25 protein-coding genes are annotated in these 26,880 nt (G+C 67.2%); 14 read left to right on the plus strand and 11 right to left on the minus strand.

All coding sequences use genetic code 11. The features are described 5' to 3' along the window. Positions 1 to 13 precede the first annotated feature (13 nt). Both C454_RS00625 and C454_RS00630 read right to left on the minus strand, forming a co-directional pair. Positions 14 to 844, minus strand: a complete 831-nt coding sequence (locus C454_RS00625; RefSeq protein WP_004971503.1) for a carbon-nitrogen hydrolase family protein — start codon at positions 842 to 844, stop codon at positions 14 to 16. A 42-nt stretch (positions 845 to 886) separates the two neighbouring features. After that, positions 887 to 1,240, minus strand: coding sequence for a cupin domain-containing protein (locus C454_RS00630; RefSeq protein ID WP_004971504.1), 354 nt, complete (start codon positions 1,238 to 1,240; stop codon positions 887 to 889). Positions 1,241 to 1,493: 253 nt separating this feature from the next. Between C454_RS00630 and C454_RS00635 the strand changes: the two genes are divergently transcribed. Then, the gene (locus tag C454_RS00635) at positions 1,494 to 1,919 is read left to right on the plus strand and encodes a DUF5518 domain-containing protein (RefSeq protein ID WP_049904869.1); all 426 of its coding nucleotides are present in this window, start codon (positions 1,494 to 1,496) and stop codon (positions 1,917 to 1,919) included. Between the two features lie 197 nt (positions 1,920 to 2,116). On the opposite strand, the gene C454_RS00640 is transcribed toward C454_RS00635, so the two are convergent. The 3 genes from C454_RS00640 to C454_RS00650 all read right to left on the minus strand — a co-directional run bounded on the left by C454_RS00640 (position 2,117) and on the right by C454_RS00650 (position 6,461). Next, on the minus strand, positions 2,117 to 2,839 hold the full coding sequence (locus tag C454_RS00640) for a ThuA domain-containing protein (protein ID WP_004971509.1): 723 nt from the start codon (positions 2,837 to 2,839) through the stop codon (positions 2,117 to 2,119). Positions 2,840 to 3,329: 490 nt separating this feature from the next. Continuing rightward, positions 3,330 to 5,264, minus strand: coding sequence for a hypothetical protein (locus tag C454_RS00645; protein WP_004971510.1), 1,935 nt, complete (start codon positions 5,262 to 5,264; stop codon positions 3,330 to 3,332). Positions 5,265 to 5,522: 258 nt separating this feature from the next. After that, positions 5,523 to 6,461, minus strand: a complete 939-nt coding sequence (locus tag C454_RS00650) for a dihydrodipicolinate synthase family protein (RefSeq protein WP_049904870.1) — start codon at positions 6,459 to 6,461, stop codon at positions 5,523 to 5,525. A 114-nt stretch (positions 6,462 to 6,575) separates the two neighbouring features. Between C454_RS00650 and C454_RS00655 the strand changes: the two genes are divergently transcribed. From C454_RS00655 to C454_RS00680, 6 genes are all read left to right on the plus strand, one after another. Beyond that, positions 6,576 to 7,628, plus strand: coding sequence for a Gfo/Idh/MocA family protein (locus tag C454_RS00655; RefSeq protein ID WP_004971515.1), 1,053 nt, complete (start codon positions 6,576 to 6,578; stop codon positions 7,626 to 7,628). An 84-nt stretch (positions 7,629 to 7,712) separates the two neighbouring features. Then, positions 7,713 to 8,954: a mandelate racemase/muconate lactonizing enzyme family protein gene (locus C454_RS00660; RefSeq protein WP_004971517.1), complete on the plus strand. Its 1,242-nt coding sequence runs from the start codon at positions 7,713 to 7,715 to the stop codon at positions 8,952 to 8,954. Between the two features lie 98 nt (positions 8,955 to 9,052). Beyond that, entirely contained in the window at positions 9,053 to 10,189 is a 1,137-nt protein-coding gene (locus C454_RS00665) for a mandelate racemase/muconate lactonizing enzyme family protein (protein WP_004971518.1), read from the plus strand. A 119-nt stretch (positions 10,190 to 10,308) separates the two neighbouring features. After that, the gene (locus C454_RS00670; protein ID WP_004971521.1) at positions 10,309 to 10,758 is read left to right on the plus strand and encodes a universal stress protein; all 450 of its coding nucleotides are present in this window, start codon (positions 10,309 to 10,311) and stop codon (positions 10,756 to 10,758) included. A 64-nt stretch (positions 10,759 to 10,822) separates the two neighbouring features. Then, positions 10,823 to 12,256 (plus strand): family 4 glycosyl hydrolase, encoded by a 1,434-nt coding sequence (locus C454_RS00675; protein ID WP_004971525.1) that lies wholly within the window; start codon positions 10,823 to 10,825, stop codon positions 12,254 to 12,256. Positions 12,257 to 12,340: 84 nt separating this feature from the next. Continuing rightward, positions 12,341 to 13,423, plus strand: coding sequence for an LLM class flavin-dependent oxidoreductase (locus tag C454_RS00680; RefSeq protein ID WP_004971527.1), 1,083 nt, complete (start codon positions 12,341 to 12,343; stop codon positions 13,421 to 13,423). Positions 13,424 to 13,479: 56 nt separating this feature from the next. Here C454_RS00680 and C454_RS00685 read toward each other — a convergent pair whose 3' ends face one another. From C454_RS00685 to C454_RS00695, 3 genes are all read right to left on the minus strand, one after another. Continuing rightward, positions 13,480 to 13,725, minus strand: coding sequence for a hypothetical protein (locus tag C454_RS00685; RefSeq protein WP_004971529.1), 246 nt, complete (start codon positions 13,723 to 13,725; stop codon positions 13,480 to 13,482). A gap of 60 nt (positions 13,726 to 13,785) precedes the next feature. Continuing rightward, positions 13,786 to 14,439 carry a ThuA domain-containing protein gene (locus tag C454_RS00690; RefSeq protein WP_004971532.1) on the minus strand — a complete coding sequence of 218 codons (654 nt, stop codon included), beginning with the start codon at positions 14,437 to 14,439 and terminating at the stop codon, positions 13,786 to 13,788. A gap of 93 nt (positions 14,440 to 14,532) precedes the next feature. Continuing rightward, positions 14,533 to 15,216, minus strand: a complete 684-nt coding sequence (locus C454_RS00695) for a carbohydrate-binding family 9-like protein (protein ID WP_004971534.1) — start codon at positions 15,214 to 15,216, stop codon at positions 14,533 to 14,535. 86 nt (positions 15,217 to 15,302) lie between these two features. Here C454_RS00695 and C454_RS00700 point away from each other — a divergent pair, with 86 nt between their 5' ends. From C454_RS00700 to C454_RS00725, 6 genes are all read left to right on the plus strand, one after another. Then, a complete protein-coding gene (locus C454_RS00700) occupies positions 15,303 to 16,493 on the plus strand; it encodes a UxaA family hydrolase (RefSeq protein ID WP_004971537.1) in 1,191 nt (396 codons plus the stop codon). Beyond that, positions 16,490 to 16,801, plus strand: a complete 312-nt coding sequence (locus C454_RS00705) for a UxaA family hydrolase (protein ID WP_004971538.1) — start codon at positions 16,490 to 16,492, stop codon at positions 16,799 to 16,801. Before C454_RS00700 ends, C454_RS00705 begins: the two co-directional genes overlap by 4 nt. Then, a complete protein-coding gene (locus tag C454_RS00710) occupies positions 16,798 to 17,967 on the plus strand; it encodes a UxaA family hydrolase (protein ID WP_004971539.1) in 1,170 nt (389 codons plus the stop codon). Before C454_RS00705 ends, C454_RS00710 begins: the two co-directional genes overlap by 4 nt. A 150-nt stretch (positions 17,968 to 18,117) precedes the next feature. Further along, on the plus strand, positions 18,118 to 19,302 hold the full coding sequence (locus C454_RS00715) for an MFS transporter (RefSeq protein WP_081605169.1): 1,185 nt from the start codon (positions 18,118 to 18,120) through the stop codon (positions 19,300 to 19,302). Between the two features lie 127 nt (positions 19,303 to 19,429). Continuing rightward, positions 19,430 to 20,455 carry a Gfo/Idh/MocA family protein gene (locus C454_RS00720; RefSeq protein ID WP_004971543.1) on the plus strand — a complete coding sequence of 342 codons (1,026 nt, stop codon included), beginning with the start codon at positions 19,430 to 19,432 and terminating at the stop codon, positions 20,453 to 20,455. 75 nt (positions 20,456 to 20,530) lie between these two features. Further along, on the plus strand, positions 20,531 to 21,652 hold the full coding sequence (locus C454_RS00725; RefSeq protein WP_004971545.1) for a Gfo/Idh/MocA family protein: 1,122 nt from the start codon (positions 20,531 to 20,533) through the stop codon (positions 21,650 to 21,652). A gap of 113 nt (positions 21,653 to 21,765) precedes the next feature. Here C454_RS00725 and C454_RS00730 read toward each other — a convergent pair whose 3' ends face one another. Together C454_RS00730 and C454_RS00735 are read right to left on the minus strand one after the other, a co-directional pair. Next, complete coding sequence (locus C454_RS00730) at positions 21,766 to 22,881, minus strand: ABC transporter ATP-binding protein (protein ID WP_004971547.1); 1,116 nt, start codon at positions 22,879 to 22,881, stop codon at positions 21,766 to 21,768. Beyond that, positions 22,878 to 23,939 carry an ABC transporter ATP-binding protein gene (locus C454_RS00735; RefSeq protein ID WP_004971549.1) on the minus strand — a complete coding sequence of 354 codons (1,062 nt, stop codon included), beginning with the start codon at positions 23,937 to 23,939 and terminating at the stop codon, positions 22,878 to 22,880. The genes C454_RS00730 and C454_RS00735 overlap by 4 nt, the downstream gene beginning before the upstream one ends. 215 nt (positions 23,940 to 24,154) lie before the next feature. Between C454_RS00735 and C454_RS00740 the strand changes: the two genes are divergently transcribed. Next, positions 24,155 to 24,373 carry a hypothetical protein gene (locus C454_RS00740; protein ID WP_004971551.1) on the plus strand — a complete coding sequence of 73 codons (219 nt, stop codon included), beginning with the start codon at positions 24,155 to 24,157 and terminating at the stop codon, positions 24,371 to 24,373. Between the two features lie 233 nt (positions 24,374 to 24,606). Here the strand turns inward: C454_RS00740 and C454_RS00745 are convergent, their stop codons facing one another. Further along, positions 24,607 to 26,733 carry an ABC transporter permease subunit gene (locus C454_RS00745; RefSeq protein ID WP_004971552.1) on the minus strand — a complete coding sequence of 709 codons (2,127 nt, stop codon included), beginning with the start codon at positions 26,731 to 26,733 and terminating at the stop codon, positions 24,607 to 24,609. Between the last annotated feature and the right edge of the window lie 147 nt (positions 26,734 to 26,880).

The raw sequence follows: 26,880 nt of genomic DNA on the forward strand, positions 1-26,880 counted from the left end.
CCGCGTCCCCTCCTCACTCGTCCGACCGCTCGTACACGTCCGGTCGCGCGTGCTGGAGCGTCTGCATGTCGCGGCGGATGTCGTTCAGATGCGACAGGTCGATAGTCGCCGTGACGACTTCCTCGCGGTCCTGCGCCTTCGAAATCACGTTCCCCCACGGGTCGACTACGAGCGTGCGGCCGTAGGTCTCGACCCACGACGGCTTGTCGCCGATTTGGCCGGGCGCGATGACGTACGCCTGGTTCTCGATGGCTCGGGCGCGAAGGAGCGGTTCCCAGTGGTCTTTTCCGGTGTGCATCGTGAACGCCGCGGGGACGAGAAGGACGCTCGCGCCGGACTGCGCCATCGTTCGGTAGAGCTCCGGAAACCGGAGGTCGTAGCAGATAGAGAGGCCGAACGTCGCGAGGTCGGTGTCGACCGTCACCGCCCGGTCGCCGGGGGCGACGTGGTCGGACTCGCGGTGTTCGACGCTCCCGCCGATTTCGATGTCGAACAGGTGGACCTTCCGGTAGGTGTCGAGCACCTCGCCGCTCGGGCCGATGAGCGCCGACGTGTTGTAGACGCGGTCGCCGTCCGGAATCCGTTCGAAGAAACTCCCCGTGTGGACGAAGACGCCGTGTTCGCGGGCCTTCTCCGAGAACCGTCGTACGGTGGGTCCGTCGAGCGGCTCTGCGACCTCGGCGAACCGCTCTTCCGGGCCGATGAAGGTCGTCATCTCCGGGAACGCCACGAAGTCCGCGCCGTCGGACGCGGCCTCGTCGAGGAGGCCGAGCGCCCGCTCGACGTTCGCCGCCTTGTCGTCTCGCGAGTCTAGCTGGCACGCGGCCGCCACGAATCGGGACATCTCGTCGGGAGGCTACGTGGACCGACGATATGGTAGTCACGGTTACTCGCTCGGGTCGAACTCGAGGTAGACCAGTCGCTCGTCGCCGACCGTCCATCCGCGGTGTCCCGGCGGGATGGTCGCGGCGCAGCCGGCGGCAACCTCAGTCTGCGTCCCGTCGTCCAGTTCGAGGCCGAGCGTCCCCGAAACGACGTAGATGTCGTGTGCGTTCTGGCAGTAGTCGAGCTCTGTCTCACCGTGGCCGTCCTCTGTTCCCCATCCCGGTTCCAACGTCGCCCGCGTGACCGCCACGTCGCTTAGGTCGACCGACTCCGTGCGGCCGGCTTCGAGCGCTGTGGATTCCGCGTCGGAAAGCTCCGTGACGACTAGCTCGTCGACTTCGGTACTGTCTGCCATAAAACACGTTATCCGGGGACGGTAGTAGCTCTTACGTCGGTGCCGACGACGTAACTATCTCCTGTAAGAAAAATTTGTAAAACGAGTTCATATACTATTACAGACAATATCGTTCGCGAGGGCTCGTTGGCTCGGCGGGTCCGCTGTCTGCGAGTCGTCACACGAGCGACCCGGAAGCCGATTCGCAACTCGAAATCTCGAGGTCCAGCCCTGCCAAGATATATGAATCCTTAGCAATTTTACATACGCGACTATGGTCTCGACCCCCCGTTTCAGAACCCTCCCTCCAGCATGGAAATCCGCACTTATCGGGGTGATAGCCTCGCTCCCCGTCATTGCGGTTGTCAACTGGCTGCCGGAGTCGGAGTCGACCGTCGGTGCCGGTATGATGGTATTCGGCGCGTTCATCGCGGGGGCCGTCGCCGCGCTCAGCTCGGCGGACCCGGACGCCGCCGGACTCCGCGCCGGCCTTCTCGGTGGCGTTCTGGAGTTGTTGGTGTTCGCAGCGACCGCGGGCACGACGGCGGCGTGGCCGCCGTCCAGAATCGCGTTCTTCGGGCTCGCCGGCGGGGTCGTCCTCTGTCTCGCCTCCATGTTCGGTCTGGGATGCGGTCGAGTCGGCGGATGGACGGTGCGTACCGTCGCCTCACGGTGGAATCCCACTGCGAGTACGTCGTAGATTCCTTGTGACACTTTTCGCAGAATTACCAAATAATAAAGATATATTGAAAACTGATGTTTGAGTCATGACACTCGCTTTTGGGTTCGAACATCGCCTCCGTTCTCACAGCGAAGTGATTTCGAACTCGTTCAGCAACAATAGTCGCGTTTGTTCCTTTGTAGGGAACGGACCCATCGTGACGCGCGTTCTCGTGCTCACTCGTCGACGGGTTCGAGCGGGTCGGTCTTCCCCCACCGCGCCGACGCGCCCTCGGTCGGCGTCGCCCACTCGACGGCGTTGTCGATGACCCGTTTGACCTCGTCTTGGTGGAAGATGGGATACTCCTCGTGGCCCGGTCGGAAGGCGAAGATTCGCCCGCGGCCGCGGCGATAGCAGACGCCCGAGCGGAACACGTCTCCGCCTTCGAACCACGAGATGAAGACGGTTCTGTCGGGTTCCGGGATGTCGTACGGCTCGCCGTAGGTCTCTGTCTCCGGGATGACGAACTGCTCGTCGAGGCCGTCGGCGATGGGGTGGCCGGGGTCTGCGACCCACACGCGCTCGCGCTCGCCGCCGTGGCGGTACTTGATGTTGCAGGTCGTGCCCATCAGCCGCGTGAACGGTTTCGAGTTCTTGCCCGAGTGCAGCGGGATGAAGCCCATCCCCTCGTGGACGCGGTCGACGACGCGCTCCGCGACGGCGTCTTTCACCTCGTCGTTGGCGCAGTGGGACCACCAGACCAGTACGTCCGTCGCGTCCAGCGTCTCCTCGTCTAAGCCGTGTTCGGGCTCCTGCAACGTCGCCGTCCGAACCTCGCGGTTCGGCCCCTCCAGATGTTCCGCGATGGTGCCGTGGATTCCCTTCGGATACCGCTCTGCGACCTCTGGTTCTTCCCGTTCGTGGACGTTCTCGTTCCAGACGGTGACTCGTGTCGGCATGCGCCATAGTGTTCGCCCCCGTTGATAAATTCTCCTCCCGAGCGAGATATTGGCTACCACTCGCCGCTCCGGACTGTTCCCCTAATGGGAACTCACTGCCAATTGTCGACACATGGGCTGTCGCTGCAGAATATGGAACCTTGTAGTTTTGAATGCCGCGTACCGAGGGAATATCCTCGTCTTCCCGGCCGACAAGCATTACGGTTATATGGTTGTAATCTGACTGCCGAAACGTCTCTTCGACGTTCCCGAGACGGCTTCGAGAATAGTTCTCGGTTAATAATTCCCAACAGGGGAACGTCTCTCGACTCGATCCCAGCTCTCGTGAGTCACTTCCACGTCGAATCGCCCGCCTCGTGCCTCACCAATCGCTCTCTTGAATGTCTGTCGGCACACCCCGAATATCGTCGTTCCCCCGAGGGGAACGAAAACTACTATATCGATTTTTCGTGCGCTTCTCCCGAACCCCGCGCGTCGCCGCCGCGGGACCTTACGACGCCGTTTCCGACCACGGGTGTTCGTAACTCGGGTCGTCCGCGAAGCGGTCGAGACCGGCGCGAATCGACATCCGACTTCCGGCAGGGAGCCGCACCCGGAGCGCGCCCGTCCCTTCGTCGCCGTCACTTGCGCTGTCGGAGTCCTCCTCGCCACGCTCCGCGCCGTCGGTCTCGACCGTCGTAAATCGGTGTTCGCCGTACGCGCCCGCTTGGACGACGACCTCCTCCTGTCTCGCCCCGGTGTTGACGAGCGTCAGTTCGATTCCCTGTTTCGTCACCGACTCCACGAGCGCGGCGACGCCCGTCGGCAGTCCCGGCCGCTCCCTGCGGGCGTCGAAGTGCCGCACTTGAGCCATGACGAGGCCGCCGTAGTAGACTGGCTGTGGCGCTCCCATGGTGAGTTGGAGCAGCGCCTTGTGGAACGCCGGGTTTCGGTCTCTGAGGTAGTCTTCGTCCACGGTCGTCGGCTCGTTCCCCTCGGCGTCGAACAGTCGCAGTCGCTCGTCGACGTGCTCGCGCGTCGCTTCGAGGATTCGGTCCGGGTAGTCCGAGAACTCCCCGTCGAGGTAGGCCAGCCACGCGTACTCGTGACCGTCGTCGTGTTTCGTCTTCGCCCGCGGGTCGACGCGTCGCCAGTCCTGTTCGCCCCAGTCGCGGAGCCGACGGACCCGATTTCGGTCCTCGTCGCGCATCGACATGTACCAGAGGTGAACCGCGTAGGGGTCGTCCGTGGGCGGCTGGAACTCGTACCAGCCGTCCCGCCACAGTACCTCCCCGTCGTCCTCCGTGAGGACGCCCGAGGCGTCGTAGTGGTAGTCGCCCTCGCCGCCGTACTTGTGCGGGATGTGGAGGGTGCTGTGTACGTCGTCTTCGGCGACCTCGATGCCGTTTTCGATGAGTACGTCGAGTTGCGACCGCGGGAAGTCGAGGTACTCCCGGTCGCCTTCGAGCAGGACCGCGTTCTCGGCGGCGACCGTCGGCCCGATGCCGATGTAGTGCCACCCGCCCCACGACCAGCCGTAGTAGCCACCGTACCACGACCCGTCTGTGTACTCGCCGATTTCGCCGGAGCGCCCGACGTTGTCGGGGATGATACCGCCGTTTTCGGCCGTCCGCTCCCGCCACGCGTCGAGGTAGTCGGTCACCCACTCCCGGTAGTCGTCGTCGCCCGTGTGGAGATAGGCGTTCGTCATCAGGCTCGTGATGTTGAGGTTCAGCGGGATATCGCCCTTCGCGCAGCGCTCGTTCAGCACCTCGAACAGGCGCTCTTCGTTCGCCCGGTCGAGGAGGTCCGCGGCCTCGTCGAACTCTAAATCCCGCCACGGGAGGCCGTGTCTGGCCCAGCGGTAGTCCGCGCCGTAGGGGTGGTGTTCGTAGGCGGAGAAGTCGCAGAACTCCGGGCCCATGCTCCCGTTCATCGGCCCGCGGACCACCCGATTTTCGGCGTCGTAGTTCCCCGTCTCCGAGTCGGCGGTGTAGAGGTCGGCGAACTTCGTCGCTCGGTCGACGACCGCGTCGTCGTCGGGCGCGGCGAGGCCCATGTTGTACGTGTAGAGGTTGCCCTCCCCGAGGTGGAACCAGTCGCGACACTGTTCGAACTCGTCGACGACCATCGGATGGCCGAACGGCGTCTCCGTCGCCGCGCCGCGTTCCAACGCGGACTCGTACACGCGACGGGCGTGGTCGAGCAGGCGTTCGTCGCCGCCCATCGCGTACACGAGCGGCCAGTTGTAGAACCCCTCGACCACGTCGTCGAAGCCGTCGACGCCCACGTGGTCGTCCGGCGGCCAGAACGGCTCCCCGTCGGGGCCGGTGTAGTCGTCGACGAATCGGTCGACCGCGTCGGCCGTCAGGTCGAACAGTGCTCGCTGTTTGTGCGCCCACGTCGGCGGTCGAGTCGCCTCGGCGGTCGCTTCGAACTCGCGCATGCCAACATACCCCGCGTCTCGGGTGATGAATATTTGGGTCGCGCGAGTCGCGGCGCTCCGGTCGGTTCGGGCGACGACGCTCCGTCCGACCGCGTCGTCGGCGAACCTCCCGATTCAGTCGTCACTCACCGTGCCGACACCGCGCGGCTCGACCTCGTCGCTACCGCGGTTATGCCAGTCGCTCTCGCGGCCCTCGGTCGGTCGCTGGTTGTCGTCGGTCGTTGGTTGTCGTCGGTCGGCGTCTTCTGTGAGTCTCGTTCAGTCGATGAGGCGCTTGATGTCGTCGTCGAGCTGGTCGTACAGCTCCTCCGCCTGGCGCTCGTCTTCGGCCGACAGCGGGCGAATCGGCTCGCGGACTCCCCCGCCGTGCAGGCCGGCCAGTTCGAGGCCCTTTTTCACCGCCGGGACGCTGATGGCGCCGTCGAGGCTGTTGTTCTGTCCGGTCCGGTCACGGAAGTTCTGGTAGGGCAGACAGATGTTCCGAAGCTCGCGGGCGCGCTCCCAGTTCTCTTCGGTGAGTGCGTCGAAGAGTTCGAGCCCGACCTCCGGCCGGAAGTTGCTCACGCCCGCCGAGAATCCCTCGATGCCCTCGTTCCAGAACGAGACGGCGAAGGGTTCGGCGAGGCCGTCCACCCAGACCACGTCGTCGCCGGTGGCGCTGGCGGCCGCGCCGAGTTTCACGGCGTCTTCGATGGCGTACTTGATGCCGACCACGCCGTCGAGCCCCGCGAGGTCGCGGAGGTAGCCGATTGACGGGTCGAACCCCTTGACGTACGGCACCAGCGGGGCCGACGAGGCTTCGGCGAGCTTTTCGTAGTAGCGAAGCAGCCCGCGCTCGTGGACGTACGTGTGGTCCGGCGGCATTATCATCATCGCGTCGACGCCGATGCGGTCGTAGGCTTCGATGAGTTCCCGCGCGCCCGCCGTGCTCCCGCCGACGCCGGCGAGGACGCACACGTCGGACGGGAGCGCATCGACGGCCGTCTCCGTCACGTCGACGCGTTCCTGCTGGGACAGCGAGTGATACTCGCTGATGTTCGCCGACGCGAGGAACGTGCGGATTCCCTCGTCGTAGAGGGTCGTCGCGTTCGCTGCCAGTTCGTCGTGTTCGATGTCGAGGTCGTCGTCGAACGGGGTGAGGAGCCCGGCGGCGACGCCGCGCAGGTGCTCGCGCACACCGCTCTCTGCGAGTGGCATACCCGAACCACCGTGCACTCGCGCATAAAATCTTCGGACAGGGGGGTCGCGAGCGACCACGAGCGCCCGAGGACCGTCAAAACAGTTATCTGCCCCATCTCTGTAGTCGAACCCATGCCGCGTCAGACAGACTCGTCTCCAATCGCCGTCGGAGTCGTCGGCCTCGGAAGCCTCGGTCGTCGGCTCTGTCAACAGTTCGTCGAACTCCCCCGGTCGGAACTCGTCGCCATCTCCGACGTGGACCCGGACGGCCTCGCCGAGGTCGGCGACTCCTTCGACGTTCCCGAGGCGCACCGCTACCGGTCGTTCGAGGCGTTCCTCGATTCGGCCCCGATGGACGCCGTCGCCGTCGCGACGCCCAACGGCCTGCACTACGAGCAGACCTCGGCCGTGTTGGACCGCGGCCTGCACGTCCTCTGCGAGAAGCCGCTCGCGACCGACGCCGAGGAGGCCTACGAACTCACGACCCGCGCCGAGGCGAGCGACCAAACCGTGATGGTCGGCTACCAGCGACACTTCAACCCGGCCTACAAGCGCGCCCGCGACGAGTGGGCCGACGGCGACCGCGTCCCGCGGTTTATCACCGGTGAGGTGACCCACGACTGGCAGTCCTACTACGAGAAGGAAGACGACTGGCGGATGAACCCCGAACTGAGCGGCGGCGGCCACCTCCTGAACGTCGGCACGCACGTCATCGACGCCATCCTCTGGACGACCGGTCTCACGCCGACCCACGTCAACGCCTACGTCGACTTCCACGACGACGAGCAGGTGTTCGACCGGCAGTCCTCTATCAACATCGAGTTCGCGGAGGGCGCGATAGCGAACGTCTCCGACACGGGCGTCGTCGCGCGGACCCGCGAGCACGTCCACATCTGGGACGACGAGGGGGCGATATACCTCGAAGGCCACGAGTGGGACGACCGGACCGGCTACGTCATCGACGACGAGGGGACCGAACACCACCCCTACGACGGCTACGAGCGGTGGCTGAGCAAGGGTACCGCGTTCCTCGACGCGATAGAGACCGGCGAGACGCCGCCCGCGACCGCCCGCGACGGCCTCAAGGCGGTGCTCATCACGATGGCGGCCTACGAGTCGGGTCGGCGGAACGAACGCGTCGCCCTCGACGAACTCTACCCGTTCGCGTCCGACGTCTTCCAGTAGCGCGCCATCGTTTTCTCTCGGCTGTCCCCGCTTGTTCTCCCGCGCGAGGCGGAGTTTTATCGTGGTGGCCGATTCTGTAGAGGTATGCGAATCGCGACTATCAGCGGATACGCTCTCTCGTCACCCATCGAACCGCCGCAGGACCGCCCCTTCCACGGCGGCGTCCGTCGCCTCCTCAAACGCGACGTGGTGCTCGTCGTCGTCGAATCGGCCGACGGAACCCGCGGTATCGCCACCGCCGGCGCGAGCAGTTCCGCGATGCGGGAGTACTTCGAGGGCGAATCGCAGGGCACCTTCGCGGACGTCGTCAACGGCGCGGTCGCCGACGCGCTCGAAGGCGAGACCGTCGAGGAAGTCGAGGACGCGCACGCGATGCTCCGCGACACCGACCTCCCCGACCGGCTCCGCCATCAGGCCATCTCGGCGCTCGACGTGGCCCTGTACGACATCCGCGGGAAGGAGGTCGGCGCGCCCATCTACGAACTGCTCGCCGACGAGTACGGCACCGACCCGACGACGGAGATGCCCCTGTACGCGAGCGCCGGGATGTACATGGAACCCGAGGGGTACGCCGAACAGGCGGCGACCATCCGCGACCTCGGCTTCTTCGGCTACAAGTACCGACCGGGCATCGGCCCCGACGGGGACCGCCGCACCGTCGAACTGCTCGCCGACGTCGCGGGCGACATGGAAGTGATGCTCGACGTGCACACGTGGTGGAAGATTCGCGACGGCTACGACCGCGAGACGGTCGAAGACCTCGTCACCTTCGCCGCCGAGCGGGACTGCTACTGGGTCGAAGAGCCCGTCTCGCCCGACGACCACGCGGGCTACGTCGAACTCGCGGAGACGGGCGCGCCGCTGGCCGGCGGCGAGAGCGAACCGACGCCAGAGGGCCTCGTCGCGCTCGGCGAGACGGGCGCGGTCGACTTCCTGCAGGGCGACGTTCGCCACCACTGCGGCTACACCGGCTGTCGCCCCGCGGTCGAGTCCTGCGTCGGCCGCGACGTGGAGTTCGTCCCGCACAACTTCGGGACGTGGGTCGGCCTGCTCGCCAACGCGCACCTCGTCGCGGCCGCGCCCGAGGTGTCGCTCCTCGAATACCCGGTCTTCGAGGACGACCCGCTCCTCGACACCGAGACCGACCCAGGCATGTACCCCTTCGACCTCGCGTTCGACATCATCGAGGGCCAACCCGCCGTCGAGGACGGCGTCCTCTCGCTGTCCGACGAGCCGGGACTGGGAATCGAGGTGAACCTCGACGTGCTCGACGACTACCCGTTCCGTGACGGGCCGTGGACCGAGTTCCACTACGACGACGACTGAGTCGACGGTTCGAACCGCCTCGGCGCCTTCGTCCCGTCTGTCTCGCCGCGTTCGCCGTCTGCACAAGCTATAATGCGTCTCTCCGTGGTACATTTTTCATGCACGTAACCGACATCGAAGTCATCCCGATATCGCACCGCCTCCCCGACGGCGAGGGCCTCGGCGACGCCCGCGGGTTCGGCCACGACAGGGCGACGACGCTCATCCGCGTCGACACCGACACCGGCGACGTCGGCTGGGGCGAGGCGTTCGCCCCGGGGAGCGTCATCGCGCCCGTCGTCGACGAGTTCTTCCGCGACGACGTGGTCGGCATGGACCCCTTCGACGTGCGACGCCTCGCGGAGGAGTCGTACACAGACCCGTACCACTTCGGCGGGAGCGTCTTCGTCCAGAGCGCCCTCAGCGGCATCGACGTGGCCCTGTGGGACCTCGTCGGCAAGGCCACCGGCAAGCCCGTTCACCGGCTCCTCGGCGGGACGCCACGGGAGACGCTCACCGCCTACGCCTCGACGATGTACTTCACCGAGGCGGACCGCGACATCGCCGAGCCGATTCGAGACGCCGTCGACGAGGGGTTCTCGGCGGCCAAGATAAAAATCGGCAACGGCACGGACTCCGACGTGGAGCGGGTTCGGACCGCTCGCCAACTCCTCGGCGACGACGCGCGGCTGATGGTCGACATCAACGGGAACTACCGGCCGCGACAGGCGATTCGAACCGCGAAGGCCATCGAGGAGTTCGACATCACGTGGATGGAAGAGCCGGTCCCGCCGGAGAACCTCTCGGGCTACCGCGAGGTCAAACGCGGCGTCGACGTGCCCCTCGCGGCCGGTGAGGCGCACTACGGCCGCTTCGAGTTCAAGCGCCTCGTGGACGACCGGACGGTCGACGTGGTCCAGCCCAATCTCGGTCGGTGCGGCGGGCTCTCGGAGGCGAGCCGAATCGCCGACCTCGCCAGCACGGAGAACGTGGCGGTCAGGCCGCACATCTGGAACAGTGCGGTCGGCCTCGCCGCGGCGGTCCAGTTCGCGGCGTCGGTCTCGGACTACCCGCACACGCGGCACGTCCCGGACCCGATGATGGTCGAGTTCGACCGGAGCGAGAACCCGCTCCGCGACGAGATTCTGCAGACCCCGTTCGACCCGACCGGCGGCGAGGTGGACGTGCCGCAGGCCCCCGGCCTGGGCGTCGAAATCGACGAGGACGCCGTCGAACGGTACCGCGCCGACCGCTGAGCGCGGGTCGCTCGGTCGTCTCCCCGGCGCCGCACCGCCGAATCGACCCCGCTCCGTCCCGACTCGCGGGATAGTTTTATGCGTTGAAGCACCGTGGCACCGGTATGCAGTCATCGCTAGTGGTAGTCGACAGTACGGACTCCAACGAGCGCCTCCTCACCGAGGCGGGGCAAATCGCGGCCGGCACGGACACGCCGCTCGTGCTCCTCACGCGTATCACCGAGGACGAAATCGTCGAGAACGCCGAGACGTTGCAGGCGATGAGCGACGCCGCCAACACGCCGCTGGAGTCGAACTCGGCGCGGGAAGTCGCCACGCGATTCGCGTCGCAGGCCGCCGACGAGGCGTTCGAGTCGGTGGACGGAACCGTGGAATACGACGCCGTCACCGTCGTCGCCGACGAGGGCGAGTTCGCGGACGAGGTGATTCGCGTCGCCGACGAGCGCGGCTGTGACCACGTCTACGTCGCCGGTCGACAGCGCTCGCCGACCGGGAAGGCGCTGTTCGGCGACACCGCACAGCGCGTCGTCCTCAACTTCGACGGGCCGGTCACCATCCTGACCGAGTGACGGAGCGGCCGGAACCCCCCGAAACGACAGCTATTTGCGACCGCGACTCGTCACGTGTTATCACATGTATCAGCTGTCGGAGCAAGCGGAGCCTGTACCGTCGGGTTCGTCCCGAACCATCGACATCGGCTACATCGGCGGCGGGAGTCAGGGGTGGGCCCACACGCTCATCAACGACCTCGCGCAGTGTCCGGACCTCGTGGGGAGCGTCACGCTGTACGACGTGAACTACGAGATGGCGTCGAAGAACGCCCTCCTCGGCAACCGCGTGATGGACCGCGAGGAGGCGGTCGGCGACTGGTCGTTCGAGGCGACCCGGAGCATGGACAAGGCGCTCGACGGGGCCGACTTCGTCATCTGCTCGATTCAGGACCCGCCGGGTGAGACGTTCGTCCACGACATCGACGTGCCCCAGGAGTACGGTATCTACCAGACGGTCGCCGACACCGTCGGCCCCGGCGGGGCGATTCGGGCGCTGCGAGCGATTCCGCAGTACCGCGAAATCGCCGCGACGGTCCGCGAGCGCTGCCCGGACGCGTGGGTCATCAACTACACCAACCCGATGACGGTCTGCACGCGGACGCTCTACGAGGAGTTCCCCGACATCAAGGCCATCGGGCTCTGCCACGAGGTGTTCAAGACCCAGAAGCTGTTCGCCGAGATGGCGGAGCGCTACATTGACGAGGCCGAGGACGTCGCCCGCGACGAGGTTCGGGTCAACGTCAAGGGCGTCAACCACTTCACGTGGGTCGACGAGGCGCGGTGGCGCGACCGCGACGTGTTCCAGTACCTCGACGAGGAACTCGAGCGTCGGAAACCGCTTTTCGACCGCGAGCCGGGCGACCTCGACGCCGAGTCCTACTGGGTGAACAACGAGGAAGTCGCGCTCGACCTCTACGACCGCTTCGGCGTCCTCGGCGCGGCGGGCGACCGCCACCTCGTGGAGTTCGTCCCGTGGTATCTGAGCATCGACGAGCCGGAGGAAATCCAGCGCTACGGGATCCGGCTCACGCCGAGTTCGGCCCGCGTCTCCGACGACGAGGGGCCAGACGAGATGGAGCGCTACCTCGAAGGCGACGCGGAGTTCGAGTTCCACGAGTCCGGAGAGGAGGCGGTCGACATCATGCGGGCGCTCTCTGGCGAGGGGACGTTCGTCACGCACCTCAACTATCCCAACGAGGGGCAGGTCGACGGCATCCCCGAGGGCGCGGTCGTGGAGACGAACGCGCTCCTCTCCGGCGACGACGTGACGCCCCTCTGTGCGGGCGGCCTGCCCGACGAGGTCGAGAGCATGGTCGAAACCCACGTCACGAATCAGGAGACGCTCGTGCGCGCGGGCTTCGAGGGAGACCTCGACCTCGCGTTTCAGGCGTTCCTCAACGAACCGCTCGTCACCGTCTCGCGCGACGAGGCCCAGGAGCTGTTCGCCAAACTCGTCGAACTGGAGCGCGGGTACTTCGCCGACTACGACCTCGACGCGTCGGTCCTGCGGGCGTAAGCCGGCGTTTCGAACCCTCGCGAACGCGCCACTCCCCCGCTTTCGGGGCCAGCTATTTATTCCGCCGTACTGTCGGTACACGCGATGTCGAGCGCCAATAGCCGCGGTCTGAGCTTCGGCTGTCAAGTTGTCAGCTACGGAAACGTCGAGGAAACCATCGAGCGAGCGGTCCGAGCCGAGACGGCCGGGTTCGACACCGTCACCGTCCCGGACCACCTGTTTCACCCGACCGGCTCCGAGGAGTATCTGGTGGACCCGCCGTGGGAGGCGTTCTCCGTCCTCGGGGCGATAGCCCAGCGCACCGAGGAGGTGACCCTCATGCCCGGCGTCGCGGACTCGGTGCGCCGTCACCCGACCGAACTCGCGCACGTCACGGCCACGCTCGACCGGATGACGGACGGCCGCGCCGGTCTCGGTATCGGGGCCGGCGAGGCGTTCAACTTCGCCCCGATTTCGGACATCGACTGGGACGACCCGTACACCCGGTTCAGGGAGTGCGTCGCCGTCATCGACGGCCTGTGGAACTCGACGGTCGACGAGCCGTTCTCGTTCGCGGGCGACTACTTCGACCTCGACGAGGCGCACATGGGGCTGAAGCCCGCACAGGAGCCGCGTCCGCCGCTCTGGATAGGCGGTTACGGCGAGAGCATGCGCGGCCTGACGGGCGCGGTCGCCGACGGCTGGTTCCCGTGGATTTACTCGCCCGACGAGTACGCGGCCGACCTTCGGAAAGTCCTCGACGTGGCCGCGGACCGCGGCCGCGACCCCGACGCCATCGACCGCGCGGTCATGATCCCGACGACAGTCTCCGAGGACGGCGACGAGGCCCGTGCGGCCGGTATCGAGCGCAACCGCGTGAACCTCGCGCTCCGACCGCCGCTCCTCGCCGACATGGGCTACGAGGACATCGCGGAGTCGACGCCCATCATGTGGCAGATGGCGTTCGACGAGGAACAGGAGCGTCAGCTGTCGGCGGCGGCCGAGCGCATCCCGGACGAGGCAGTCGACGACATCTGCGTCGCCGGCGACCCCGAGCGCGCCATCGAGCGAATCGAGGCGTTCCGCGACGCGGGCGTCGACAACCTCGTTCTCATCCCCGTCGGAGACTACGAGGAGACGATGCGGCACTACGAAAACGAGATTATTCCGTACTTCGGCGAGCGGTAGCGCGGCCGGGCGAATGGGTGCGCCGGTCGCCGACACCGGCCGATGCGGTCAGTCGGTCACTCCCGTGCGCCGTCGCTGACGCCGGGTTCCTGCCGGTTGTCGTCGTCGTCTCCTCTGCTCGCTTCGATTCGCGGCTCCACGCCGAACCGGTAGTACGCCGTCCAGACGGCCGCTACGACGGCGACGATGGCGAACAGCGTCGGCGACCACTCCATGCCGAGCTGCTGGGCCAGCCACATTCCCGAGAGCATGACGCCGAGGACGAACACGAACACGGTCAGGTCGGCGGTTCGAAGATTCATGTACCGACGTTCGGAACCGACCGGGATAAACGTTCACACGGCGACGCGCGAGCGCCTCGCTCAGTCGCGGACCAGCCAGCCGACGGCGTTGCGGAGCAGCCGCCGGTAGTCGTCGTTCTCGAAGGCCTCGGCGGTGTGTCCGAGCGACGCGTAACAGACTCGCCCCGCGCCGTACTCGCGGACCCACGCGACCGGGTAGTCGGTCAGGTCGGGGTGGGCCATGCGCGCAAGTACGGTCACGTCGTCGTCAACGTCGACCTGATACGGCTCGTCGAACACCTCGAAGTCGCCGACGCCGTCGGTCACGGCGTGGTCGGAGACGATTTCGACGCCGAACGTCGATTGCTCGGGGTGGGTGAGGAAGTGGCCGCCGAGGAGGTCGCGGAGGTCGGGAAACGGCTCGTCGCGCTTGTCGAGGCCGCCGTCGCCGTCGTGGACGTTGATGAGGTCGGCGGCGCAGTGGAGGCCCAGATAGGCTCCGCCGTCGCGGACGAACCCGAGGAGACCGTCTAACTGCTCGGGTGTCAGGGTGGCGTCCGTTAGGTAGTCCACGACGAGGTCGTAGCCTGTGAGGTCGGCGAGGGCGTCTTTGTCGGTCGTCGCGGTCACCTCGGCGGCGTCGCCGATGGCGGACTCGATGTGCGGTCGCATCTCCTCGAAGTCGTGGAACGAGAAGGTCGTCTCTCCGATGACTAACGCGGACGGCTGCTGCATGGGCTGTCGTTCAGTTCCCGCGCGAAAAGTCGTTTCGGTGCCACCGCGGCTTGCTCGGCACGACCGGCCGGGGCACCCGCCCGAGGCGACCGCTCACTCGAACTCGATGCGCCCGAAGTACGCCGGCGAGTGGTACGTCGGCTCCGGCAGCTCGATGCGGTTCCACGTCCCCTTCTGCGCGTCGGGTAGACCGCTCCGGTAGAAGTTCCCGCGCCAGACCGTCCCCGAGTCGAGTTCGAGCGGGAGGTCGGTCAGCGACCGGAGCGTCGACCGCGGGAGCCGCGCCGCGAGCCACCACGAGTCGTCGTCCGGGGACGCGGTCTTCGTGGGGCCGGGGACGGACGTCTCCACCTCGACGGCCGCCGCGTCGGTCGGCGAGACGAGGTCGCGGCCGACGTCGCGCTCGCGCCAGTTCGGCTCCTGCCACGCGAGTTTGAACGTGCCGCAGCAGTTCGCCTCGAAGTTGAAGTACCGCCCCGGCGAGCCGTCCTCGGGCGGGGCCGGCGTGGCGAACAGTTCGACCGAACTGTCCTCGAACGTCGGTCCGTTCAGCTCCGTCACGTCGGCGGTTATCTCGTCGTCCTCGACGTGGAACTGCAGGTAGAGCGCCTCCGCGTCGAACAGCGCCCTGACCGTCGTCTCCGGACCGGGCTCGTCGCCCCACGCGTACTCGTCCAGTCGGGCGACGTTCGCCCGCTCCCACACCGTCCCGTCGACCGCACCGGTCAGCGGGACCGCTCTGTCCGCGTCGATGCGGCTGACTTCGTAGGTTCGCATACGACTCACTCACTCGACCCGCCCGCAAGAGCGTTCCGCCCGCGCCCGACGAAACCACTTTGTCGGGCGCTACCGAATCGCGTGGTATGAGACGAGAGTTCACCGGCTACCGCCGGGAGAGCGGCCGCATCGGGGTCAGAAACCACGTCGCCGTCCTTCCGACCTCGGTCGCGTCGTCCTGCGTCGCCCGCGGCATCGCGGCCGAGGCGGGGGCGTGGGCGCGCGCGACGCCGCACCAGATGGGGGCGAATCAACCGGACGAGGCGCGAGCGCAGACCGAGCGGGTGCTGGTCGGCGTCGGGCGCAACCCGAACGTCGGCGCGGCGCTCGTCGTCGAGTTCGGGACCGAGGACATCGACGCCGCCGACCTCGCGGACCGAATCGCCCGGGACGGTAAGCCGGTCGAGACGCTCTCGGTCCGCGAGGTCGGCGGGACGGCGGCGGCCCTCCAGCGCGGGCGAACCGCCCTCGACTCGCTGAACGAGGCGGCCGCGGACGCCCGCCACGAGTCGGCCGACGCGAGCGAACTCGTCGTCGGCGTCGAGTGCGGCGGGAGCGACGCCACCTCGGGCATCGCAGCCAACCCCGCCGTCGGCGACGCCTGCGACCGCCTCGTCGCGGCCGGGGGAACCGCCTCGTTCAGCGAGACGCCGGAGTTCATCGGCGCGGAGCACGTCCTCGCGGAGCGATGCGCCGACGAGGAGACCCGCCGCCGACTGCTCGACCGTGTCGAGCGCCGCGAGGCGACGGCCGACCTGATGGGCGTCGACCTCCGGGGCGCACAGCCCTCGCCCGGCAATCAGGAGGGCGGCCTCACGACCATCGAGGAAAAGAGCCTCGGGGCGATTTCGAAGGGCGGGACGACCCCCGTGCGCGGCATCGTCGACTACGCCGAGCGCCTGCCGGTCGGCGGCGGCCTCGTTCTGATGGACACGCCGGGCTACGACGTGGAGAGCGTCGTCGGCAAGGTCGCCGGCGGGGCGCAGATTATCGTCTTCACCACCGGGCGCGGGAGTACCACCGGCAACCCCGTCGCGCCCGTGGTGAAGGTCACGGGCAACCCCCGGACGTGGGAGCGCATGCGGTCGAACATGGACGTGAACGCCGGGGCGGTGGTCGAGGGTGACGCGACGATTTCCGAGGTTGGTGAGCGCATCTTCGACGAAGTGCTCGCCGTCGCCGACGGGAAGCGAACCGGGGCCGAGACGCGCCGGATGGAGGAGTTCGCCATCACGGAGATCCACCCGCGCGAACTCGCGGAGGTGCGGGGTAGATGAAGGGCCGCGTCCTCGACGGGGCCGCTCTCGTGTTGGCCGACGGCGACAGCGTGGCGACGGCGCTCGAAGACCTCGACGCCGGGCGTGAGGTTCGCGACGGAGACCGCGCCGTGACGCTCGCAGACGACGTTCCGTTCGGCCACAAGTTCGCCCTCGAACCGCTGTCCGCGGGCGAGACGGTCCGTAAGTACGGCGAGGTCATCGGGCGGACCACGGAGGCCGTCGCGGCCGGCGAGTGGGTCCACACGCACAACTGCGAGAGCACCCGCGGCCGCGGCGACGTGGCGGCGGCGGAGGTGGAGCGATGACCCGGAATCCACACCCGGACCCCCGCCCAGTCACCACAGACTCGTTCGCGGGCTACCGTCGACCAGACGGCCACCTCGGAATCCGAAACCGGGTACTCGTCCTCCCGTCGGTCATCTGCTCGCACGTCGTCGCCGAGGAGATAGCCGCCGGCTCGCCCGGTGCGGTGGCCGCGCCCCACGACCACGGCTGCGGGCAGTTGGGCGCGGACGCCGAGCAGACCGAACGGACGCTCGTCGGCCTCGCCGGGAACCCGAACGTCGCGGGTACGGTCGTCGTCGGTCTCGGCTGCGAGACGGTCCGGAGCGACGTCGTCGCCGCGGCGGTCGAAGAACGCGGGCTTCCGGTCCGCGAACTCACGATACAGGACGCCGGCGGGACCGACGCCTGCGTCGACCGCGGCACGGACGCCGTCGCCGACCTCCGGGAGTCGGCCGCCGCTCGGGGGACGGACGACTCGACCGCAACAGCCGACGAACCGGCGGCGACTCTCGGCGACCTCACGGTCGGCGTCGTCGTCGACGACCTCGCGGACTCGACCAGACGGCACGCCTACCCGCTCGTCGCCGAGTTGGTCGAGCGGGTCGCGTCAGCCGGCGGACGGGTCGTCGTCGCCGGCAACGAGCGGTTCGCCGCGCACCCCGAGGAGACCCGGTCGCTCGTCGGCGACGCGGCCGCCGACCGACTGCTCGACGCGGCCGGTCGCCCCGCGAGGGCGACGCGCGTCGGAACGGAGGCGGCGGCCCGAGGCTTTGCGGCCGCGACGGGATTCATCGGCGACGCGCCGGTCGCGGGTGTCGCGGCGTACGGCCAACGAGTCGATGAAGCTGACGCCGCCGATGCCGCCGCCGGCGCGGTGACGCTGCTCGACGCGCCCTCTCGGGTCGAGGAGGCCGCGACCGGTCTCGCCGCCGCGGGCGCGCACCTCGTTCTCCACGTCACCGGACAGGGAACGCCCGCCGGCCATCCCGTCGTTCCGGTGGTGAAACTCTCGGGCGACGCGGACACGCTCGCGGCCGTCCCCGACGATATCGACCTCGACGCCCGCGACGCCGACGCGGACGACCTCGAATCGCTCCTTCTCGGCGTCGCCGACGGCGACCGGACGTGCGCCGAGCGACACGGGCTCACGGAGTTCGCAATCGCCCGTGCCGGCCCGTCGACCTGACGGTCGTATCGAGTCCCACACCGCCGCCCTCGTCGCATCGTCTTCCGGCTCGCCAATCTTTATTGGGTGGTAGTGTCACACCCGGTCGTAGTGGTAGTCAATCAGCAGGCTCGACCAGCGGGTCGTGGACAGCGGAGCGCACTCGCACTCATCGGCATCTCTCGCGTCGCGTGTGGGTCGCTCTTCGGCACGGCGATGGCGCTCTACATCGGAGAACAGGGGTCGCCGTTCGCGGTGAGCCTCGCGTACGCGGCGTTCTCCTTCGGACTGTTCGTGTTCGCCCCGGTCTGGGGCGCAATCGCCGACATCACGGGGCGGCGGCGGGCGATACTCATCGGGACCGCGTTCCTCTCGACGCTCGCCATCGTCCCGCTGACCGTGACAGCGTCGGTCCCGCTCCAAATCGTCTGTCGGGGCCTCTTCGCGGTGTTCACCGCCGGCTTCCAGTCGGTGATTCTCACCATCGTGAGCGAGTCGGGCGGCGAGTCGGAGCGCGGGCGGTCCATCGGTTTCTACAGCAGCGCCCGCTCTACCGGAGCCATCAGCGGTCGGCTGTTCGTCGGCTACCTCGTCGGCCTGCTCGTGCCGACCGACCTCTATCTCGTCGTCGTCGGCCTCGGCCTCGTGGCGACGCTCCTCACGCTCCGCATCGCCGACCCGACGCCGCCGTCCGAAGAGACGCTGACCACGGGTCGACTCCTGGGGGAAGTCCGCGGGCGACTCCTCCCCGGCGGCGCGCGGCGGGAACTGTTCGAGCGGACCGGACTCGGCTGGCTGTACGTCGGTATCGTCCTCCGGAACATGACCGAGAAGGGCTTCATCTCGGTCGTCCCGGTGTTCCTCGTCGCCGACGTGGGGCTCTCGAACGTCGTCATGGGCGCCGTGCTCGCGGTCAGTCCCGCGGTCCGAGTCGTCTCGATGTACGGCTTCGGCCGCCTGAGCGACAGCATCGGCCGGAAGAAGCTCATCGTGGGCGGACTCGCCGGCAGCGGCGTGCAGGCGCTCGTCGTCGTTCTCGCGCTCCTCCCCGACGGGCAACTCGCCCGCATCGGTATCAGCAGCACCGCCTTCGTCGTCCACGCGGTCACGTTCTCGATGCTCACCGTGGGCACCATCGCCTTCGTCGCCGACGTGGCCCCCGTCGACCGCGAGTCGGAACTGATGGGGCTCCGGTCGACCGCCCGCGGCCTCGGCGGCGTCCTCGGACCGCTCCTCGTCGGCGTGCTCGCCACCCGGTTCGACTACGCCACGGCGTTCGTCTGTACCAGCGTCCTCGCGTTCGTCGCCGCCGGGCTGGTCGGGCGGACGCTCACGGAGAGCTTCTCACCCGAGTGAGCCGCGCCACACCGTACGACCGCCCGGCCGCGACCCCCGCTCGTAAACGCTTATCACGCCGCCCGCTGACGTTCCAGTCGATGACGCCTACAGTCACAGTCACGCTTTCGCCCGACGGTGAGCGCCGATGACCGAGACGCCGGTTCGGGTCGGCATCGTCGGCTGTGCGAGCATGGGGCGGTCCCACGCCGAAGCGCTCGCAGACACCGACGGTGCCGAACTCGTGGGCTGTGCGGACCACACCCCGGAGACCGCTCGTTCGTTCGGCGAGACGCACGGCTGTCCGTCGTACACCAGCCACGCGGACCTGTTCGCCGACGCCGCGCTCGACGCCGTCTGCGTCTGCACGCCCAACGGGGCCCACCGAGACATCGTCGTCGACGCCGCGGCGGCGGGCATCGACGTACTCTGCGAGAAACCGCTGGAAATCACGCCCGGCCGCGTCGACGACATGGTCGCCGCCTGCCGCGACGCCGGCGTCACCCTCGCTTGCATCCTTCAGCGACGGCTGTTTCCCACGATGCAGTTCGCCCGCGAGGTGGTCGGCGACGGTCGGCTCGGACGGCTCGTGTTCGCCGACGTGCGGGTGAAGTGGCACCGCGACCGGTCGTACTACGACGACTCGTCGTGGCACGGCAGCGCGGACCTCGACGGCGGCGTCTTGTTCACGCAGGCGCTCCACGGTATCGACCTGCTCCAGTGGGTCGCCGGCGACGTGTCACGGGTTGCCGGCACCGGCGACGCGCTGTATCACGACATCGAAGCTCCCGACACGGCCGCGCTCTCGCTGCGGTTCGAAGACGGCGCGCTCGGGCAGGTGTCGGCGACGACGGCGACGCGGCCCCAACAGCCCATCAGCCTCGAATTCAACGGGACGGAGGGAACGCTTCGCGTCACCGAGACGGGCGTCGAACTGTTCGAGGTGAACGGGGAGAAACAGCCCGTCGACCTCCCCGACCCGCGCCCCGACGGCCCGCACGTCGCCCAGATACGTGACTTCGTCGAGGCCGTCTCCGCGGGCCGACCGCCGATGGTGCCGCCGGACGAGGCGAGAAAGGGAGTGGACATCATCTTCGCCGCCGAGCGCTCGGACAGTCGCGGCGAGTGGGTATCGGTGTCGTCGGTCGGCGACCTCCGCGACGCGGACGACTGAATTCGCTGACGCACTTGACAACCGTCGCGCTCGCCCCGTCAACAACTATTAGGACTTCTCCCGCGTCGCCCCGGTATGGAGAGTGTGACTCTCGGTATCATCGGTTGTGGAGCCATCAGCGACGTGTACTTCGAGGCGGGGAACCGCTTCGACGCCCTCGACATCGTCGCCTGCGCCGACCTCGATGCGGACCGCGCGGAATCGAAGGCGGACGAGTACGGCGTCCCCCGCGTCCTCCCGACTGAGGACCTGCTCGCAGACCCCGAAATCGACGTTGCGGTCGTGCTCACGCCGGCGGGAACCCACGGCGACCTCGTGTCCGCCGCCCTCCGAGCGGGCAAGCACGCCTACACAGAAAAGCCGCTCGCGGCGACCAAGGCCGAGGGCGAGGCGATTCTGGAGACCGCCGCCGAGCGCGGACTGACCGTCGGCGTCGCGCCCGACACCGTTCTCGGCACCGGTATCCAGACCTGTCGCGACCTCATCGACGAGGGCCGCATCGGCGACCCCGTCGGCGCGACGGCGTTCTGGTCGAACCACGGCCACGAGCACTGGCACCCGGACCCCGACGGCTTCTACGCGGAGGGCGGCGGCCCGCTTTTCGACATGGGGCCGTACTATCTCACGTCGCTCGTGACGCTCCTCGGCCCGATTCGGTCGGTCGCCGGGACCGCGAACACGCCGTTCGCAGAGCGCGAGATAACGAGCGAGCCGCGCCGCGGCGAGCGGATTCCGGTGTCGGTGCCGACCCACGAGACGGCCGTCGTGACCTTCGAGAACGGCGCGACGGGGACGCTTCTGACGAGTTTCGACGTGTGGGAGTCCGAACTACCGGGGTTCGAGATTTACGGGACCGAGGGGACGCTGAGCGTCACCGACCCCAATCGGTTCGACGGGACGCCCCGCGTCCACCTCAGCGACGACGAAGACGGCGAGTGGCGAGAGATTTCCGTCGAGCGCGACCACCCCGGCCAACAGCGCGGCCTCGGCCTCGTCGACCTCGCGTACTCGCTCGACTCCGACTGGGACCACCGGACCAGCGGCGACCTCGGGTTCCACGTCCTCGAAGCGATGGACGGCATCCGCGAGTCCGCCGAGGAGGGCGCGTACGTCGAACTCTCGGCGCAGTGCGGGCGTCCCCCGTCGGTTCCCGACGGCTTCCCGACTGAGGTCGGACCCGCGGGCGACGCGGAGTGAATTCGGGAGTGAACGCAGGAATCGGTGCGGGAGCGAAAACAGGCATCGGTGCCGGTACCGGTTTCGGTGTTGGCGACGGCGTCTGAACAGCAGTCTCAATCGAGGCTTTTCTTTCAGTCGGCCGGTTGTTCCGCGTCGTCCGCGACGTCGATGTCGAGGTCGTCGGTGAGCGGCTCGCTGTTCCGGTAGTCGATTCTGTCGTGCGCGTCGAAGCAGGCCGCCTCGTGGCGGTCAGACGGGCCGCTCATGCCGGAGAGGTCCGGCGTGTTCGACGTGCAGTACTCGCGCGCTTCGGGACAGCGGGTGTGGAACCGACAGCCGCTCGGCGGGTTCTCCGGATCCGGGATGTCGATTTTCCTGACCGGCGGCGTCTCGATGGGGTCGTTTATCTCCGAGAGGCCGGAGGTCGCCCACAGGAGGCTCTTGGTGTACGGGTGCTGGGGGTTCTTGATAATCTCGTCCGCCGGGCCGATTTCGACGATACGGCCGAGGTACATGACGGCGATGCGGCCGTCGGCGCGACCGGCGAGGTACCGGGCGTTCGCCATGTTGTGCGAGATGAAGACGAACGAGGTGCTGAACATCTCCTGCAGTTCGAGGAGGAGGTCCATCAGGTTCACCCGCAGCGACACGTCGAGGGCGCTCACGGCCTCGTCGGCGAGGATGAGGTCCGGTTCGAGGAGCATCGACCGGACGATGACGGTCCGCTGGGCCTCCCCGCCGCTCAGTTGGTGGGGGTACCGAGAGGCGTAGTCGTCCGCGGGCGTGAGCCCGACCGTGTCGAGCATCTGGTGGACGAGCTCCCGGCGCTCGACGAGGTTGAGCTCCGGCCGCCACTTCTTGAGCGCCGGGTTGAGGTTCTTGAATATCGTCCGGTTGGGGTCCAGCGAGTTCCCGGCGTCCTGGTGGACCATCTGGAGCGACTTCCGAATCTCCTTGTACGGGATGTCGCCGGGTTCGAGGTCGGACTTCCAGATGTCCTGTCCGCGGAAGCGGACCGTCCCCGAGGTGGGGCGCTGGAGGCCGATCATGGCCTTTCCGAGCGTCGTCTTGCCACAACCGGACTCGCCGACGAGCGCGACCACGTCGTTCTCGCCGATGTCGAGCGAGACGTTGTCGACGGCGCGGACGACGCCCTTGTCGTCGCCGAGGAAGCGGTCGAGGATGCCATTGTTGCCGCCGAAGTGGACGCTCAGGTCGTCGACGCGGAGCAGGGGGTCGTCGCTCATTTCGACACCTCCTTCTTGAGGGGAATCGTCTCGCGGGCTTCGTCGGTGTAGAAGCAGGCGGCCCCGTGGTCCTCGGACACCTCGATGAGGTCCGGGTTCGTCGTTCGGCACTGCTCGTCGGCGAGCGGGCATCGGGTGTGGTACGAACAGCCCTTCGGGACGTTCAGCGGGTCGGGACTCGTCCCCTCGATGGACGCCATCTCGTCGAGGTCGGCGTCGATGTCGGGTATCGAGTTGAGTAGCTCCCGCGTGTAGGGGTGGGCGGGGTCCATGACGATGTCTTGGACCGGGCCGAGTTCGAGCAGTTCGAAGGCGTACATCACCGCGAGGCGGTCGGAGATGCGCGCGACGTGGCTCAGGTCGTGCGTCACGATGACGATGGTGAGGTCGTACTCGGTTTTCAGCTCCGAGAGGAGCTTCAGAATCGACTGCTGCATCAGGAGGTCGAGCGCGGCGGTCGGCTCGTCCATCACGAGCACGTCGGGGTCGAGGATGAGGCTCAGCGCGATGAGCGCGCGCTGTTTCATCCCGCCGGACAGCTCGTGGGGGTACGCGTCGAGGACGCGGTCGGGTTCGAGGTGCACGTCGGAGATGAGCTGTCGGGCGCGCTCCATCCCCTCTTGGATGTCGTAGTCGTGCGCGCGGAGCGTCTCGACGAAGTGGTCGCCGATGCTGAGCGTCGGATTGAACGAGTCGAGCGCCCCTTGGACCACCATCGAGACGCGCTCCCAGCGGAACCGGCGAAGCTCCTCCTTGCTCAGGTCGTTGACCTTGATGGGCTCGCCGCCCTCCGGCGGGTTGAACACCACGTCGCCGGTGAGCGTCCCCGGCGAGTCGATGGCGTCGAGCATGGAGTCCGCCAGCATCGACTTGCCGGAGCCCGACTCGCCGACGACGCCGAGGACTTCTCCCCGCCGGACGTTTATCGACACGTCGTCGAGGACTCGGGCGTCCCCGCGTTCCATCGCGAACGCGACGCTCGCGTTCGTTATCTCTAGCACGTTGTGCTCGGCCGTCGGTTCGTCTGGCATCTTCTGTTTGGTGTGTTGTGTCGCCATGGTCAGTCCCTCTCGTCGGTTCGTACGGCGGGCGAGCGACCCCACCCGTCACGCGTGCCTATCGTCAACATGTGACCGTAGTAGGAATCTATCACGTTCAATACTACTTAATACTTTCCGCCGCCGCAGTCGAGGAGCGCCGATATCGGAGTCTTCGCCGGGTTCGGCTGCCGATACCGGCAAACTATAAGTTCGTCCGCGATGTCCGTGCTGACATGGCGCAAGCGCAAACGCGACAGAACGTGCTGTGGACAGTTCGCTCCAAAATCGGCGGTATCACCTCGACGGTGGTCTTCCTCGGCGCGCTGTTGATTCTCTTCGGTGCCGCACTTCAGACCGGCGTCTGGGCGGGAATGTTCGGAATAATCGGTGGATTGCTGGTGTTCGTTGCCGTCGCGTTCCGGGTACTGCTCTGGGCGTACCGGCTGTTCTGATCACATCATGGTGAATCCGTAGTACACCCCGACGAGCAGGATTACGAGTATCACGAGGCCGAGCAGGTACCGCGTCGTATTTCCTTCTTTCTCCACTTTCATGGTTGAAGTCCGTTTCGTAGGTCGATAGCGCGTGTGTTAACCTTTTCCCTGAGACAGCGTGGCACGACCGCTCTCGGGTCGAGATAATCGAAAAAAACAGCGACGCGAAACGGACCGGCTGGTCCGGTCGGTCAGTCCGCGGCCGGTGCGGCACCGTCGCCGCCTTCCGAGCCGCCGCGACCGCCTTCCATGTCGTCGGTCGAGACGGTGGCCGCGTGCCGCGCGCGGAGGCGGGGGTTGAACAGTCGGTCCGTCCCCTGCGCGAACAGCTGGAGGCCGTACGTCATCGTGACGATGAACAGTATCGGCGCGAGCAGCCAGTGGAAGCGGTCCATGCCGGACAGCGCGCCGCCGTTGCGGGCGATGTTGAGGACGACGCCCCAGTTGCTCGTCGTGAACGGCAGCACGCCGATGAAGTACAGGCCGACGGACTCCATCAGGATGTTCCGCATGGAGCCGACGGTCCCCATCGTCAGCATCGGCATGAGCCGGGACATGACGTTCTTCGAGAGGATGCTCGACGTTGGCAGTCCGAGCACGCGCGAGGCCTCGACGTGGGACTCACTGCGGATAGTGAGCACCTGCGAGCGGAGCTGTCGGGCCAACCGTGGCCAGTTGTCGATGGCCAGCACGAACCCGACGAACACCGGGCTCTTCGGTTCGAGAATCACGGCGAGGACGATGACCAGCGCCAGGCCGGGAATGTTCATCATCACGTCCGTCACCGTCATGAGCACCTTGTCGATGACGCCGCCGAGGTAGCCGGCCGTGACTCCGAGAAGGATGGCCAGGCCGAGCGTCACCGCCGCGCCCGACAGCATCATGATGAGCATCGGGCGGGTCGCGAGCACCTGCTGTGCGAGGAGGTCGCGGCCGATGTCGTCGGTGCCGAGCGGGTAGCGCATGTTCTCCAGCGGTTGCAGGAGAATCGGCCCCTGCATCGGCCTGACTTCGGGGACGATGTACGGCCCGAACAGCCCGAGGAAGCCGAAGATGCCGAGGATTATCGCGCCGACCCGCGCCCGCGGGGAGGTCCAGATGATGCGGAACGGGGTCAGGAGGCTCTGGTCGATTCGCTCTCTGATGTATTCTCCGCGCGAGAAGTCGGAGCTATCGACGTCGAAGCTCATCGCGCCGCTGGCCGAGATGCGGTTCCCTTCGATGCGGTCGTCGATGGTTTCCGTCTCGTCCGCGCCGCCGCCCCGCAGGCGGTTGACGAACCGCTGGAGCGTCTCGCGGTACGACCGCGAGTAGGACTCGCGCTGGGTGTGCCCGGCGCGGGGGTCGATGAAGCCGTAGGTGAAGTCGGCGATGAGCAGGCCGACGACGGTGACGATGGTAAACAGGATGACCGCCGCCATGACCGTCGTGTAGTCCCGCGCCATCGTGGCTTCGTAGAAGTAGAAGCCCATGCCGCGGTAGCGGAATATCTGCTCCATGATGACCGACCCGCCGAACAGGCTGGCGAGGCCGGCCATGAGGCCGGTGTACATCGGCAGCATCGAGTTCCACCCGATGTACCGAAGTTGAATCCGGCTGTCGGGCAGTCCCCTGAGCTCCGCCACGTCGACGTAGTCCTCACCGATGATGCGGGTACAGTGCGCGCGGAACTCGAGGCCGCCCCACGAGGTCAGCGCGAACGACATGATAGGCAGCGCCGCGTGCCGCAGCACGCTGGCCATGAACTCGATGTTGAACCCCGGCGTGAGCGCGTTGTCGTACCGCCCCCCGTTGGGGAAGAACTCGGTACCGAATCCGAGCGTGAAAAGCAGTACGAGCCCGACGATGTAGTACGGGACGGCGTCGGAGAAGATGACGAAGTAACTCCCGACCACGTCCCAGGTGTCGCCCTCGTGGACGGCGAGGAAGCCGCCGATGAGAAACACCATGATGGTGCCGATGACGAGGGCGAAAAGCGAGACGAACATCGTCCACGGGATCGCCGGTCCGAGCACGCTCCAGACCGGGTCCGCGTAGAAGATAGACCGTCCGAAGTCCAGTTGCGCGACCGATACGATGTACTCGACGTACGCCTGCAGCATCGGCTTGTCCGGGTTGACGTTCGAGTACATCTCGACCATCTGGTTGAGGCGGGTCGACGAAACCGCCCCTCCGGACCGCTGTCTGATCTGCGCGGCGATGTAGTCCATCGGTCCGCCCGGTATGAGCCGAACCGTCACGAACGAGAACGTGATCGCCGCCCAGACCGTTATCAGGGCCTGCGCTATCCGGCGCACGTAGTAATTTTTCTCGACCATCCTTGCTAGTTCTTACCTCTCATGTGGGTACTTAATCATTATGAATAGGGCTACTTTCGTCCGCACTCGTCCGAACCGACCTCGCCGTCGTCGCGTCCGGAGGCGGCGCGTTGCGCCTCCGGACGGGGAGTTCACCGTATGGCTGAT

Origin of the sequence: Haloferax gibbonsii ATCC 33959, from assembly GCF_000336775.1 — an archaeon.
In the GTDB taxonomy this organism is placed as follows: domain Archaea; phylum Halobacteriota; class Halobacteria; order Halobacteriales; family Haloferacaceae; genus Haloferax; species Haloferax gibbonsii.

Excerpts from the sequence above, each read along its gene's own strand:
- C454_RS00625 (WP_004971503.1), bottom strand. The coding sequence starts at position 844 with ATGTCCCGATTCGTGGCGGCCGCGTGCCAGCTAGACTCGCGAGACGAC.
- C454_RS00630 (WP_004971504.1), bottom strand. The coding sequence starts at position 1,240 with ATGGCAGACAGTACCGAAGTCGACGAGCTAGTCGTCACGGAGCTTTCC.
- C454_RS00635 (WP_049904869.1), top strand. The coding sequence starts at position 1,494 with ATGGTCTCGACCCCCCGTTTCAGAACCCTCCCTCCAGCATGGAAATCC.
- C454_RS00640 (WP_004971509.1), bottom strand. The coding sequence starts at position 2,839 with ATGCCGACACGAGTCACCGTCTGGAACGAGAACGTCCACGAACGGGAA.
- C454_RS00645 (WP_004971510.1), bottom strand. The coding sequence starts at position 5,264 with ATGCGCGAGTTCGAAGCGACCGCCGAGGCGACTCGACCGCCGACGTGG.
- C454_RS00650 (WP_049904870.1), bottom strand. The coding sequence starts at position 6,461 with ATGCCACTCGCAGAGAGCGGTGTGCGCGAGCACCTGCGCGGCGTCGCC.
- C454_RS00655 (WP_004971515.1), top strand. The coding sequence starts at position 6,576 with ATGCCGCGTCAGACAGACTCGTCTCCAATCGCCGTCGGAGTCGTCGGC.
- C454_RS00660 (WP_004971517.1), top strand. The coding sequence starts at position 7,713 with ATGCGAATCGCGACTATCAGCGGATACGCTCTCTCGTCACCCATCGAA.
- C454_RS00665 (WP_004971518.1), top strand. The coding sequence starts at position 9,053 with ATGCACGTAACCGACATCGAAGTCATCCCGATATCGCACCGCCTCCCC.
- C454_RS00675 (WP_004971525.1), top strand. The coding sequence starts at position 10,823 with ATGTATCAGCTGTCGGAGCAAGCGGAGCCTGTACCGTCGGGTTCGTCC.
- C454_RS00680 (WP_004971527.1), top strand. The coding sequence starts at position 12,341 with ATGTCGAGCGCCAATAGCCGCGGTCTGAGCTTCGGCTGTCAAGTTGTC.
- C454_RS00685 (WP_004971529.1), bottom strand. The coding sequence starts at position 13,725 with ATGAATCTTCGAACCGCCGACCTGACCGTGTTCGTGTTCGTCCTCGGC.
- C454_RS00690 (WP_004971532.1), bottom strand. The coding sequence starts at position 14,439 with ATGCAGCAGCCGTCCGCGTTAGTCATCGGAGAGACGACCTTCTCGTTC.
- C454_RS00695 (WP_004971534.1), bottom strand. The coding sequence starts at position 15,216 with ATGCGAACCTACGAAGTCAGCCGCATCGACGCGGACAGAGCGGTCCCG.
- C454_RS00700 (WP_004971537.1), top strand. The coding sequence starts at position 15,303 with ATGAGACGAGAGTTCACCGGCTACCGCCGGGAGAGCGGCCGCATCGGG.
- C454_RS00705 (WP_004971538.1), top strand. The coding sequence starts at position 16,490 with ATGAAGGGCCGCGTCCTCGACGGGGCCGCTCTCGTGTTGGCCGACGGC.
- C454_RS00710 (WP_004971539.1), top strand. The coding sequence starts at position 16,798 with ATGACCCGGAATCCACACCCGGACCCCCGCCCAGTCACCACAGACTCG.
- C454_RS00720 (WP_004971543.1), top strand. The coding sequence starts at position 19,430 with ATGACCGAGACGCCGGTTCGGGTCGGCATCGTCGGCTGTGCGAGCATG.
- C454_RS00725 (WP_004971545.1), top strand. The coding sequence starts at position 20,531 with ATGGAGAGTGTGACTCTCGGTATCATCGGTTGTGGAGCCATCAGCGAC.
- C454_RS00730 (WP_004971547.1), bottom strand. The coding sequence starts at position 22,881 with ATGAGCGACGACCCCCTGCTCCGCGTCGACGACCTGAGCGTCCACTTC.
- C454_RS00735 (WP_004971549.1), bottom strand. The coding sequence starts at position 23,939 with ATGGCGACACAACACACCAAACAGAAGATGCCAGACGAACCGACGGCC.
- C454_RS00740 (WP_004971551.1), top strand. The coding sequence starts at position 24,155 with ATGGCGCAAGCGCAAACGCGACAGAACGTGCTGTGGACAGTTCGCTCC.
- C454_RS00745 (WP_004971552.1), bottom strand. The coding sequence starts at position 26,733 with ATGGTCGAGAAAAATTACTACGTGCGCCGGATAGCGCAGGCCCTGATA.